Source organism: Dysgonomonas sp. GY75 (genome assembly GCF_015234155.1).
GTDB classification, from domain to species: domain Bacteria; phylum Bacteroidota; class Bacteroidia; order Bacteroidales; family Dysgonomonadaceae; genus Dysgonomonas; species Dysgonomonas gadei.
The window spans coordinates 38483-52052 of sequence record NZ_JADCLQ010000052.1; the positions used below are offsets into that span (position 1 = coordinate 38483).

Below are 13570 nucleotides of genomic sequence, written 5' to 3' on the forward strand. Positions count from 1 at the left end.
AGTAACACGGAGTTCTTAGAAAAAATGACAGGGTAAAAATAGTGTATTAAGTGAAAAACGAATTGAAAATCGGCGGAGCCAAAAGTGAAAAATTATACGAGATACTCGTTGTTGACTGTTGACTGTTAACTGTTGACTGTTTATTGTTTACTGTAAAGCCTCAGTGAAACTCAGCGCCTTCTCAGTGTACCTCAGTGTAACAAAAAAATTGCCTCTTAGTCACATATTGTTAACAAAAGCAAAAATGACAGGATGAAAACAGTGCAAAAAGTGTCAGAAGTGTCAGATTTTAACACTGTATAGTTAATGAATATAAAAACATAACAGGTGAAGATAAAAAAAGATGACACTGAGATACACTGAGAAGACACTGAGATACACTGAGAGAAATCCGGCTTACGAAAAAGTATTGTTAACTGCTAACTGATGACTGCTAACTGCTAACTGTAGAGGCTATCAGCTAACAACTGAAAAATGTGTCACCTTTGTTACCTTTTAACAGTTACAGGTTACTTCGTCCTTCGGGCAGTTACGAGTTACAAGATACGAGTAAACAAGATACGAGATACGAGTTGTTTACTGTTTACTATTTACTGTTGACTGTTTACTGTTAACTGTTTACTGTTGACTGTTGACTGTTGACTGTTGACTGTAACTGCCGATTTTCGTATATTTAAGCTGAACTTATAACTTATAACTCATAACTCATAACTATTTTTTCGTATTTTTGTACCTCTGAAAATTTAGAAGCAGATTATGGAACAAAAACTATCGGTTTACAACACACTGACCCGTACAAAAGAAGTATTCGAACCGCTTCATGCGCCTCATGTAGGAATGTATGTCTGTGGCCCTACAGTATATAGTGACGCTCATCTCGGGCATGCCCGTCATGGCGTTACATTCGATTTGCTATTCAGATATTTGCAGCATATCGGCTATAAGGTGCGCTATGTGAGGAATATTACCGATGTGGGCCATCTGGAAAATGAAGAAGGGAGCGGTGAAGACCGTATTGCGAAAAAGGCTCGTCTGGAACAGTTGGAACCGATGGAGGTAGTTCAATATTACAGCAACCGTTACCACAAGGTAATGAACGATCTGAATACATTGCCGCCATCTATAGAGCCTCATGCATCGGGCCATATAATAGAGCAGATAGAATCCATAAAAGAGATATTGAAGAACGGTTACGCATACGAAAGTAACGGTTCTATCTATTTCGATGTGGTAAAATATAACAAAGATTACGATTATGGTATTCTATCTCATAGGAATATAGAGGAAATGCTGAATACAACCCGCGAACTTGACGGGCAGGATGAGAAACGCAGTAAGGTGGACTTTGCCCTGTGGAAGAAAGCCGCGCCGGAACATATCATGCGCTGGCCTTCTCCGTGGAGCGATGGTTTTCCGGGATGGCATCTTGAGTGTTCAACTATGAGTATCAAATATCTGGGAAAGGAATTCGATATACACGGTGGCGGCCTTGATCTGATGTTCCCTCACCACGAATGTGAAATAGCCCAGAATACAGCTATGGAAAAGCATCAGGTGGTAAAATACTGGATGCACAATAATATGATAACCATTGCAGGACAGAAGATGGCGCGCTCGTTAGGTAATTTTATTACGCTCGAGCAATTATTTGCCGGTAGCCACGGCCTGTTGGAAAAGGCATATAGTCCGATGACAGTACGGTTTTTTATCCTGCAGGCGCATTATCGCAGTACGGTAGACTTTAGTAATGAAGCATTGCAGGCTGCGGAGAAAAGCCTCGAACGTCTTTTGGATTCATACGGCAGGTTGGATAAAGTTGCTGTTTCGGATACATCTTCAGTGGATGTAAAAAGTATCCGCCGGAAATGTTACGATGCAATGAACGATGACCTAAATTCGGCTGTAGTAATTGCCAATCTATGCGAAGCCAGTACGATTATAAACTCGTCCACGGCAGGCAATATTGCTTTAACAAAAGGAGATGTCGAGGAGCTTAAAGGACTGTTTGATACATTCCTGTTCTCTATATTGGGTATCCGCGATGAGGCATCCTCTGCAAAGAATAACGAGGCATTCGGAAAAGCTGTAGACTTACTACTCGATATCCGGCAAAAAGCAAAAGAAAACAAAGATTGGGCGACATCCGACCAGATAAGAAATGAATTGGCTAAGGCAGGATTTGAAATAAAAGATGGTAAAGATGGTGCGGAATGGAAACTGAAATGAAATCTTAGTACTGCAATATGATTATTACAATGTCTCCGGCGAAACTACAGGATTTTGAATCCCCGGTTCCTGTAAAAGAAGCTACTACTCCGCTTTATACCAAAGAGGCGAACGAACTGTATAAGTCGATGGAAGGTATATCCGCGCAGGAGATAGCTTCATTGATGAGTATCAATCCGCAATTGGCGCATAATGTATATCAATATATTCATGCATTCCCTTTGGCTAAAACTCCGCAGCGGCAGGCAATATTTGCATACAATGGCATTGCTTATCAGGGGCTGGATGCAGAGACTTTTTCGGATACGGATTTTGATTTTGCGCAGAAGCATCTGATACATGTATCCGGTTTGTACGGAGTCCTTCGTCCGCTCGATTTGATAAAGCCATACCGTTTGGAAATGCAAATTCCGCTGGCAAACAACAGAGGGAAAGACTTATATGCTTTCTGGTCGGAAACGATCAGTAAATATCTGGCTAAGCAGATGAAAGCGGATGACAATGTGTGGATTAATCTGGCTTCAAAAGAATATGCAAAAGCAATAAACCGTAAGCTCTTACCAAAAGGGCATAAGGTAATAACTCCTGTTTTTAAGCAGCAGACCGATAAAGGTTATAAACAGATTGTGGTGTATGCTAAGAAAGCGCGGGGGATGATGACCCGCTTTATTATTCAGCGCCGGATTAAAGAGATAGAATATCTGAAGGGGTTCGATACCGAAGGCTATGTTTTTGCCCCACAGCTTTCGGATGATAAGGAATGGGTATTTATAAGATAGGATTTAAGTGTTGCCATAAAAACTTGTAAGCCGTAACTTGTAACTTGTAACTATTTTGAATAACTTTGCGTTGCGAGAAAAATCATAAATTAAATAGTAAATAAAGATGAAAAAAGTAGTATTGATTCGCCACGGGGAAAGCGTTTGGAACAAAGAGAACCGCTTTACGGGATGGACTAACGTAGACTTGTCGGAACAAGGAGTACAGGAAGCTGTGAAAGCCGGACAACTATTGAAGAAAGAAGGTTTCAACTTTACCCTGGCCTATACTTCATATCTGAAAAGAGCCGTTAAGACATTGAATAACATCCTTGACCAAATGGATCTGGACTGGATTCCTGTTGAAAAAACATGGCGTTTGAATGAGAAACATTACGGTATGCTTCAAGGCCTGAACAAAGCTGAGACTGCTGAAAAATATGGTGATGAGCAAGTACTGGTTTGGAGACGCAGCTATGACGTTCCGCCTGCTCCACTGGAATCGACAGACCCGCGCTCAGCTTCACAAGACCCACGTTATGCAAGCGTACCTAAAGCATATATTCCTGAAACAGAAGCATTGAAAGAAACAGTAGAGCGTATTCTTCCTTATTGGCTGGAAGTTATCTACCCTTCATTGATGTGCCATGATGAAATTATCGTTGCTGCTCACGGAAACAGCCTTCGTGGTATTATCAAATATCTGAAAGGTATTTCTGATGAAGATATAGTAAGCCTGAACCTGCCTACAGCAGTTCCTTACGTTTTCGAATTCGATGATGATCTGAATCTTGTAAAAGATTATTTCCTTGGCGATCCTGAAGAAATCAAAAAGCTGATGGATGCAGTTGCCAATCAGGGAAAGAAGAAGTAAATATTAAGGATTTACATATAAAGGGCATATATTTTTGAGAATATATGCTCTTTCTTTTTGAGTAAGTTAGGATAATAAAAAGAAAACCACTATCTTTGCCCCGCTTTTATAAGCCCGTACGTGTGATGGGAATGAGGAAGCAAATCCTTGATTTGAGTAACACATTTTAAAATTAAAAGATGAAAACATTTGAACTAAAAGGCGAAGCCAGAACAGACCTTGGCAAAAAAGCAACAAAGGCTTTTCGTAAAGAAGACAAAATTCCTGCAGTTATCTATGGTGGCGAAAAAGCTGACAAAGCTATACATTTCATAGTAACAAACAGCGAAGTACGTAAATTGATTTATACTCCGGAAATTTTCCTTGTAGACCTTACAGTAGGAAAAGACAATTATAAAGCGATTTTGAAAGATATTCAGGTACACCCTGTTACAGATGAGATTCTGCACCTTGATTTTCTTCATGTATTCGAAAATAAACCGATTACAATTGATGTACCGGTAGTACTAGACGGACTGGCTGAAGGTGTTAAGGCAGGGGGTAAATTATCTCTTGACCTGCGTAAGCTGAAAGTAAGAGCTCTTTACGATAAAGTACCGGAAAAAGTACATGTTGATGTTTCAGGCCTTGCATTGGGTAAATCTATTCAGGTTGGAGAACTTCATTTCGAAGGACTTGAATTGCTTAATGCGAAAAATGGTGTTGTTTGCCGTGTTCAATTGACTCGTGCAGCCAGAGGTCTTGCGGCTAAAAACGGCTAATAGCGGATAACTATAGAAAGATAACGAATGAAATATTTGATTGTCGGACTGGGCAATATTGGTCGAGAATACGAATATACCCGCCACAACATAGGATTCAGAGTATTGGACGCTTTAGCTAAAGCGTCCAATATTGTTTTTGCAGACAGGCGTTACGGCTTTGTGGCGGAGATGAAAGTGAAAGGACGCACACTTATCCTGCTAAAACCATCGACATACATGAACCTCAGTGGTAATGCCGTGCGCTATTGGATGAATCAGGAGAAAGTTCCTATTGAAAACGTATTGGTCATAGTAGATGATCTGGCTTTGCCGTTCGGTTCTTTGCGTCTCAAAGGAAAAGGCAGTGATGCCGGACATAATGGTTTGAAGCATATACAGTCGATTTTGAGCACACAGGAATATGCACGCTTACGTTTTGGTATCGGGAACGATTTCCCAAGGGGAGGACAAGTTGATTATGTTTTGGAGGACTTTTCGGATGAAGAGGAGAAAGAGCTTCCGGCTAAAATGGAAACTTGCGGAGAAATAATAAAGAGTTTTTGTCTGGCAGGGATACAAAACACAATGAATCAGTATAACAATAAGTAAGATATGGCTAAAGAAGTAAAGAACGAAGTGCGAATCGATAAATGGCTCTGGGCTGTGCGTCTGTTCAAAACGCGCTCTATTGCCATAGAGGCCTGCAAAAAAGGGCGTATAACGATCAAAGGCGTAACTGTAAAGCCATCGCGGATGATAAAGGCCGGAGATGTAATAGAGGTTCGTCGTCCGCCTGTGACATATTCATTCGAAGTATTGGCTCTTTCTGAAAACAGGATGGGTGCAAAGCTCGTGCCTGAATTTATGCGTGATGTAACTCATCCTTCACAACTTGAAATTTTGGAGATGTCCAAGATGACCGGATTTGTAGATCGAGCCCGTGGAACGGGGCGTCCTACAAAAAAAGATCGCCGCGAGTTGGAGCAGTTTACAGACGATTATTCTTTCTTCGATGATTGGGATCTGGAAGAAGAATAGAGATCACTAATTGAATATATGGAAACATGTTGTCATGAATATGATAACGTGTTTTTTTTGATAACTTTCTTTCAAAACACATTGCAATTCTATTTTATTCTATATCTTTGTTTTTGTATTGGTGTTACAAGTCCGCATTTGCCGGATAGTAATGAAAAGGGAATCAGGTGTAAATCCTGAACAGTCGCGCTGCTGTAAGCTCTTTTCAGTGAGCAGTTAACAGTAATCAGTTAACAGTATTGCTGAAAAAGTTTTTAAACAAAACCCATACCACTATTCATTATTGAATGGGAAGGATGTTTAAAGATGGAGTGAGTCAGAAGACCTGCCAAAGCATATATTTTCATCTTTCGCGGAAAAAGATAGGAAAACAAGAGATTTATCTCACTATTTAAGTATTTGTATTTCAAGAAATGATTGTGTTTAATATCAATCTTATGTCCATTCTATCTGTGTGGTGACATAAGTTTATATTGCAGGCACTTTCTGCTCTGGTTATCATTATATTACAAATTTTAAAAACAAAAACAATGAAAAAGATATGTAAAAGGTGTTCGGCATCATTTAGTTGCAGGGAGGACAGGATAGAGCTATGTAGTTGCCGTAAAGTAAGTCTTGTTATAGGAGTCCGTGATTATATAAAAGATAATTACCGCGACTGCTTGTGTCCTAAATGTTTACAAGAAACCAACAGTTCCTTCTATGCATTCGATGTAAATCCTAAATTTTTGACTAAGAACAAAAATGAATGATTTATAAAGAACTATATTACAGTAAAATAGCAAAAACTTGTTTTAATTTTACAATTTATTATAAATTTAGTCATTAATTCGTTTAATTGTATAGGTAAGTTTCCTTAAATTTGAAGCTAGAAAGCATCTCAAACCTGATTATGTTCAGGTTGGAGTAATCAGTTTGTGATCTTCTGTTCGCTTTAGTCATGTAACAGAAGATTATAAACTGAAAATTGTGCGGATAATCAAAAATTATAAATAATAAACAATATCAGACATGCTACAAGAATTCACTCTAGGCGAAGGTAAAGCAATACTCAACTTCACTCTGAAATTTTGCGACACGCGACAGAAAATACTTAACAGTTATGGATTCCATAGAGTTATAGAAGTCTTTATTCAGAAATTGAAGAAAGAAGAAGTTATTATTTACGAATACTATATCAAAGAATTTAAAACTGATGAGGAGTTTGAAAAAACGCTGATAGAGGCATTTAAATTGCTTACAGTATGCAATACTGATGAAGTGCAGAATGTGCATGGAAAATATGCTATCTTCTTCAATGATAAAGACTTGTTTATTGAACTGATAGAATTACTTTATAGTTTTTGGCGCAGATTAGAGCGTTATACTATTGTTCATAACAGCTCTATCGGAAGCGGTTTGCAGAGTGTTCGCTTTATGCAGGCAAATGAATTATTCAATGAGCTTATTCTCTCTATATACCGTCGTATCGAAGAAACGGTGATCGGTTATCAATATCGTGTATACCGTCAGCTGACAGCAGGTGCGAATGCAGCCCTTACACTGAGCGATATCAACTGGAACTGCCCGGTGGAATACAATGGATTGGCTCCTATACCGTTCATTACGGCAGTGATGTTCAATCCTCCATTTATTTCATACACAAAGAGAAATACACGTGACGGTATTTTCCATGAACATAACATAAACCCGATTGAGAATATAGTTCTTAACGAAGACGACTGGTTCCTGTTCCCTGCCAAAGTTGGGAATATGCTCACATTTGTCTATTTCCATAAAGATTTCATGGTTCATGGATTTGCGCTGGCAAACCTCTTCGAACTGGCAAAAGAGAGCGAATATATCGGTAAAAAACCGGATATTATCTATGTTTTCGGCTACCCTGACGGACATGAAGAAAAACGTACATTCTACTACAAAGATAAAAAGAACGATATCCTTATCGGTTATGCGAACCATTGTGACGATATAGACTACTTCGGATACATGAAGAAGATGTTACTTACACTTCACAATGTGAAGCAAATGGAAAAGAATCGTTTGCCGATACATGGTGCGATGGTAAATATCGCACTGAAAAACGGAAAAGAGTCGAATATCATTATCATGGGAGATAGCGGTGCCGGAAAATCAGAAAGCCTCGAGGCCTTCCGTACACTGAACGAGAAATATATCCGTCATATGCGTATCATATTTGATGATATGGGATATTTGAAAAAAGAAGCAGACGGCACTATAAAAGGTTATGGGACAGAGATCGGGGCATTTGTCCGTATCGATGACCTCGATCCTATGTACGCTTTTGAGCAATTAGAAAGAGGAATTTATACCAATCCTGATAAGGTTAACGCCCGAATCACTATACCGGCAGCCACATACGATGTTATTATGAAAGGATATAAAGTAGATTATTTCCTTTATGCGAATAATTACACAGAGTCGGATACGAAGATTCAATTCTTTACCGACCTGGATGAAGCGATCAAAGTATTCGAAGCCGGAGCCCGTAAAGCAAAAGGTACTACAACCGAAAAAGGTTTGGTGACATCTTATTTTGCCAATCCATTCGGACCTGTTCAGGAGCAGAAACTTGCCGGTAAGCTAATCAAAGAATACTTTACCGATATGGATAAAAACGGAGTTAAAATAGGTGAGATTTATACTTCACTAGCCATAGAAGGTCATAGTAAAGACGGACCTCGTGAAGCTGCAGAGGAATTGTTCACACTGATTAATGAATAAGATATTCTTATCCCTTTCCCTCCAAGAGGGAAGGGGGTATCTTTAATATTCTTTAATACTACATTTCGCCCAAAAATTAGACTGTATGTAAAACATTAGAGATATTCTGATGTTTATAGATAAACACTAAATGGATACTAAAGGTCGCAGACCTTTTTACTTACTGTTTTAAGTATATGGCAACGAATCATTGTTATATCTTTAATCCAGAACATTAAATACTTCATTTAAATAATAAATAGTAGACTATGAGTAATTTGCAGCAATCTTTGATGCATAACAATATCAAACTGCTTGGTGATATGCTGGGTAAGACAATCGGCGAAGCTAAGGGAAAGGATATGGTAGATCTGATAGAAACAATTCGCAGACTTTCCAAAGCCTCGCATTCGGGAGATATTGAAGCACATAAATCGCTGGTGAAGACACTACAGAATCTGAAAGATGAAGAGTTTCTTCCCGTGGCACGTTCGTTTAATCAGTTCCTGAATTTAACGAATACGGCTGAGCAGTATAATAGTGTATCGCCTCATGCTCAGGGAGCCGAAAATCCGGTTAATTTTCCAGATATATATAAAAAACTGAAAGATGCGAATCTTAGTGATGAAGTGATAATAAAAGCAATAGAGAATATCTCCATTGATCTGGTATTGACTGCGCATCCGACAGAGATAAACAGGCGTTCGCTTATCAATAACCTGAATCAGGTAGATCATTGTCTTGCATTGCTGGACCACGATGATTTGGCTAATTACCAAAAGGTACAGATTTTGCGAAGGCTGAAGCAACTTATCGCCCAATATTGGTATACAGACGAAATTCGTCAAAAACGTCCGACTCCCAACGAAGAGGCCAAATGGGGATATGAAGTAGTGGAAAACAGCCTGTGGAAAGCTGTTCCTGCATATATCCGTGAACTCGACGAACAGATAAGGAATACGATACCTTACCGGCTACCGGTTGATGCCCGTCCGATACACTTCTCATCGTGGATGGGAGGCGACCGTGATGGTAATCCGAATGTAACGGCAAAAATAACTCACGAAGTATTGTTGGATAGCCGCAAAAGAGCAGCAAAACTGTTTCTTGAAGATGTTGAAGTTCTGGTAAAAGAACTTTCAATGGCTACATGCACTACTGAATTCAGAGATTATATCAAAGATTATGAAATTCAGGAGCCATACCGTGAATTAATGAAACGGTTGCGTACCAGACTAAAAAATACTGTTGCTTATCTGGATGCCCGTATCGAAGGTAAAAATCCTGAACGCACAGAGGATATACTTATTCATAACGAACAATTATGGGAACCGCTTTATGAGTGCTATAAATCACTCGTAGCCTGTAAAATGGAAATAATAGCCGACGATAAACTGCTCGATACTATGCGTCGTGTACGTTGTTTTGGCTTAACATTGACTCAACTTGATATTCGTCAGGAGAGTACCATACATACAGAAGCCTTGTCTGAAATAACACGCTACCTTGGATTGGGAGACTACGAGACTTGGTCGGAGGAAGACAAACAGGCATTCCTTATAAAAGAACTTAATTCGAAACGTCCGCTCATCCCTCGTAACTGGGAGCCTAGTCCTCAAACTAAAGAAGTTCTTGAAACCTGTAGGGTGATAGCGGAAAGCCCGGTTGGGTCTATCCCTACCTATGTCATCTCAATGACAAGAACACCATCAGATATTCTGGCTGTGTATTTGTTGCTCAAAGAAGCGGATTGTCCGTTTACTTTACCTGTAACTCCATTGTTTGAAACCCTGAATGACTTGAATAATGCCAATGGAATTATGCAACAATTGTTTGCTATCAATTGGTATAAAGGTATTATCAAGAATAAACAAATGATCATGATCGGTTATTCCGACTCGGCTAAAGATGCAGGTTCACTTGCTGCCGGATGGGCACAATACAGTGCGCAGGAAGCTTTGATCAAAACCTGTCAGGATGCTGGAATAGCTCTTACATTATTTCATGGTCGTGGCGGTACGGTCGGCCGTGGCGGAGGCCCTGCTAAGGTTGCTCTTTTCTCACAGCCTCCCGGCTCGTTGAAAGACGGACTCCGTGTAACGGAACAGGGGGAGATGATCAGATTCAAGCTAGGTTTACCTGATTTGGCAATCAAGACACTATCGTTATATACTGATGCTATACTGGAGGCTAATCTTCTTCCACCTCCCGCCCCTAAACAGGAGTGGAGGGACCTAATGGATGAACTTTCCGATATTTCATGCAATAGTTATCAGGGGCTGGTTCGCAGAGAGCCTGATTTTATCCCGTATTTCTATCAGGCTACACCTGAGGCGGAACTGGCTCGCTTACCATTGGGTTCACGCCCGGCAAAGCGCCGTCCGAATGGAGGTGTGGAAAGCCTTCGTGCAATACCATGGATATTCGGTTGGACTCAAAACCGCCTGATGCTTCCGGCGTGGCTGGGTGCAGGGGAAGCCTTACAGCAGGTGATAGACAATGGTAAAATGGATACACTGAAAGCTATGTATAAAGACTGGCCGTTCTTCGGAACCCGTATCAGTATGCTCGAAATGGTATTTGCCAAAGCCGACTTGCGTATGTCGCAGTATTATGATGAAAGGCTTGTGGAAGATAAGTTGCAGATACTGGGGAAAAAACTGAGGAGCCAGCTCGAAAGCGATATGAATACAATATTGAGGATATCGCAGGATGACCATCTGATGGAAAGCCTGCCCGATGTTGCAGAGAATATCGCAATGCGTAATATTTATACAAATCCGCTGAATCTTCTTCAGGTGGAATTGTTGCACCGGACGAGAAAAGACGAGGAGCATTCGTCGGAACTGGAATTGGCTCTGATGATTACAATCTCGGGTATTGCTGCCGGTATGCGTAATACAGGATGATAATAACCAGTGATAATAAATAATCTGAATACTCATAAAAGTCAAAAATGTTGTTATTCGTAGTAAATTCTTAATCTATGTTTAAGACTTTGATTTTTATGAGTTTTTGTTTAAATTCGTATGAAGATTAAATCACGATATGCAATATAAAATCACGGCACCAAATGCCTTAAATTCGATAATACCACTTCCTGCTTCAAAAAGCATCAGTAACAGGGCTCTTATATTAAATGCGTTGAGCCTTAGCGCCTCAGAAATAGCTAATCTTTCTGATTGTGATGATACCAATGTGATGGTCGAAGCTTTCACCTCAGGTAGTAACCTGATAGACGTGAAAGCGGCCGGAACCTCCATGCGCTTTCTGACAGCCTTCCTTGCTATTACTCCCGGTGAATGGATTATAACGGGAACAGAACGCATGAAAGAACGCCCGATCCATCTTTTGGTAGACGCCTTAGTTTCTTTAGGTGCCCGCATCCAATATATAGGGAATGTGGGGTATCCGCCGCTGAAGATTAAGGGTACAGCACTGGATGGTGGTGAAATCTATTTGTCAGGGGATGTTAGCTCCCAATTTATATCGGCTTTGCTGATGATAGCACCTTCGATGAGTAAGGGGTTGATAATACATCTGGAAGGGAATATTATATCTGTACCATATATTAAGCTGACATTAGGTATGATGGCCCAGTTCGGGGTGAAGACCCATTGGGACGGCCGTACAATCAAGATATATCCAGAAGAATATCGGGCAACACACTATACTGTAGAATCGGACTGGTCTGCAGCTTCGTATTGGTACGAAATAGCTGCTCTTGCCGATGATGCCCGTATAGAGTTGAAGGGTCTGTTTAAAAACAGTATGCAAGGAGACTCTAAAGTTGCCGAGTTGTTTCTTGATCTGGGTGTAGCAACCGAATATACCAAAGATGGTGTGATACTGACCAAGACCGGCAAGGTGACGAAAAAGATGTTCCATAATTTTGTGAATGAGCCGGATCTGGCTCAGACTTTTGCCGTTACATGCTGTATGATGGGTATTCCATTTATGTTCACAGGCTTGCAAACGCTCAAGATAAAGGAGACCGACCGGATAGAGGCTTTGAAGAATGAAATGAAGAAACTAGGTTACCTGTTATACGATAGCGATGATAGTATCCTGGAATGGAACGGTGAAAGGTGTGAACCGGAGGCTGATCCGGTAATAAAAACTTATGAAGACCACCGTATGGCGATGGCCTTTGCTCCGGCAGCCATAAAACTGGATCATATCAATATTGCGCACCCTAAAGTGGTGACAAAGTCTTATCCGCGCTTTTGGGACGACCTCAAGTCGGTAGGATTTTCAATTGAAGAGTAAGAATAAAATCAATCCAGACGATATCCGTATTGGCGGAGTAGGTTATCCCTGCTTCGCCAATCTTTTTCTACCTTGACATATATTTCAAGGAATATCTTTTTATTGAAGAAGCGTTCCATGTCTTTGCGGGCCATTGTGGCCACTTTCTTCAGCGCTGCACCCTTATGGCCTATGATAATACCTTTCTGAGTGTCACGTTCGGCAATTATCAAAGCCCTTATGTTGATAATCTCTTTTTCGTCTTTAAATTCCTCAACGATGACTTCCACTGCATAAGGGACTTCCTTCTGATAATAAAGGAGGATTTTTTCACGGATGATCTCCGTTACAAAGAAGCGGGCAGGGCGGTCGGTCAGCGCATCTTTTTCGAAGTAAGGAGGAGATTCGGGGATTAAATCCAATATCCTTTTTTTTACAGTATCTACATTGAATTTATTCAGGGCAGATATCGGATATATTTCAGCTTTTGGCAACAGCTCTTTCCATTGAGCCACCAGTTTTTCCAATTCTTGCTGATTGGTCTGGTCTATTTTATTGATCAACAGCAGAACGGGTGCATCTACGTTTTGTACTTTTTGCAGAAATTCTTCGTTCTTATCTGTTTTTTCTATAACATCCGTCATATAGAGCAGTACATCGGCATCACTCAGCGCCGATACGGAGAAGTTAAGCATCGACTCCTGTAATTTATAGTTAGGACGTAGCACCCCGGGAGTATCTGAATATACAATCTGATAGTCGTCTGTATTTACGATACCTAATATACGATGGCGCGTAGTTTGCGCTTTCGAGGTGATGATGGAAACTTTTTCTCCCACAAGCAGGTTCATCAATGTCGATTTTCCTACATTTGGGTTGCCTACTATATTTACAAATCCGGATTTATGCATCTGATACTATTCATTTATTTGAGCACAAAAGTAGTAAATAAAGATTTATAA

11 protein-coding genes and 1 riboswitch are annotated in these 13570 nt (G+C 40.3%); of the genes, 10 read left to right on the forward strand and 1 reads right to left on the reverse strand.

Going from position 1 to position 13570, the window contains the following annotated elements; translation table 11 throughout:
• Window positions 1-756: 756 nt before the first annotated feature.
• From cysS to IR083_RS19625, 10 genes are all read left to right on the forward strand, one after another.
• On the forward strand, window positions 757-2226 hold the full coding sequence (gene cysS / locus IR083_RS19580; protein ID WP_194225568.1) for a cysteine--tRNA ligase: 1470 nt from the start codon (window positions 757-759) through the stop codon (window positions 2224-2226).
• A gap of 17 nt (window positions 2227-2243) precedes the next feature.
• Window positions 2244-3005, forward strand: coding sequence for a peroxide stress protein YaaA (gene yaaA, locus IR083_RS19585; RefSeq protein WP_194225569.1), 762 nt, complete (start codon window positions 2244-2246; stop codon window positions 3003-3005).
• 106 nt (window positions 3006-3111) lie between these two features.
• On the forward strand, window positions 3112-3858 hold the full coding sequence (gene gpmA / locus IR083_RS19590; RefSeq protein ID WP_194225570.1) for a 2,3-diphosphoglycerate-dependent phosphoglycerate mutase: 747 nt from the start codon (window positions 3112-3114) through the stop codon (window positions 3856-3858).
• 179 nt (window positions 3859-4037) lie between these two features.
• Window positions 4038-4619: a 50S ribosomal protein L25/general stress protein Ctc gene (locus tag IR083_RS19595; RefSeq protein ID WP_006801450.1), complete on the forward strand. Its 582-nt coding sequence runs from the start codon at window positions 4038-4040 to the stop codon at window positions 4617-4619.
• Between the two features lie 27 nt (window positions 4620-4646).
• A complete protein-coding gene (gene pth, locus IR083_RS19600; protein WP_006801451.1) occupies window positions 4647-5210 on the forward strand; it encodes an aminoacyl-tRNA hydrolase in 564 nt (187 codons plus the stop codon).
• Window positions 5211-5213: 3 nt separating this feature from the next.
• On the forward strand, window positions 5214-5639 hold the full coding sequence (locus tag IR083_RS19605) for an RNA-binding S4 domain-containing protein (RefSeq protein ID WP_006801452.1): 426 nt from the start codon (window positions 5214-5216) through the stop codon (window positions 5637-5639).
• 102 nt (window positions 5640-5741) lie between these two features.
• Window positions 5742-5987, forward strand: a riboswitch (cobalamin riboswitch).
• Between the two features lie 182 nt (window positions 5988-6169).
• Entirely contained in the window at window positions 6170-6391 is a 222-nt protein-coding gene (locus IR083_RS19610; protein WP_006801453.1) for a cysteine-rich CWC family protein, read from the forward strand.
• Window positions 6392-6650: 259 nt separating this feature from the next.
• Complete coding sequence (locus tag IR083_RS19615; protein WP_006801454.1) at window positions 6651-8381, forward strand: hypothetical protein; 1731 nt, start codon at window positions 6651-6653, stop codon at window positions 8379-8381.
• Between the two features lie 248 nt (window positions 8382-8629).
• Window positions 8630-11269: a phosphoenolpyruvate carboxylase gene (gene ppc / locus IR083_RS19620; protein ID WP_194225571.1), complete on the forward strand. Its 2640-nt coding sequence runs from the start codon at window positions 8630-8632 to the stop codon at window positions 11267-11269.
• A 139-nt stretch (window positions 11270-11408) separates the two neighbouring features.
• Window positions 11409-12629 carry a 3-phosphoshikimate 1-carboxyvinyltransferase gene (locus IR083_RS19625; protein ID WP_194225572.1) on the forward strand — a complete coding sequence of 407 codons (1221 nt, stop codon included), beginning with the start codon at window positions 11409-11411 and terminating at the stop codon, window positions 12627-12629.
• 8 nt (window positions 12630-12637) lie between these two features.
• Here IR083_RS19625 and era read toward each other — a convergent pair whose 3' ends face one another.
• Window positions 12638-13519, reverse strand: coding sequence for a GTPase Era (gene era, locus IR083_RS19630; protein ID WP_006801457.1), 882 nt, complete (start codon window positions 13517-13519; stop codon window positions 12638-12640).
• Window positions 13520-13570 lie beyond the last annotated feature (51 nt).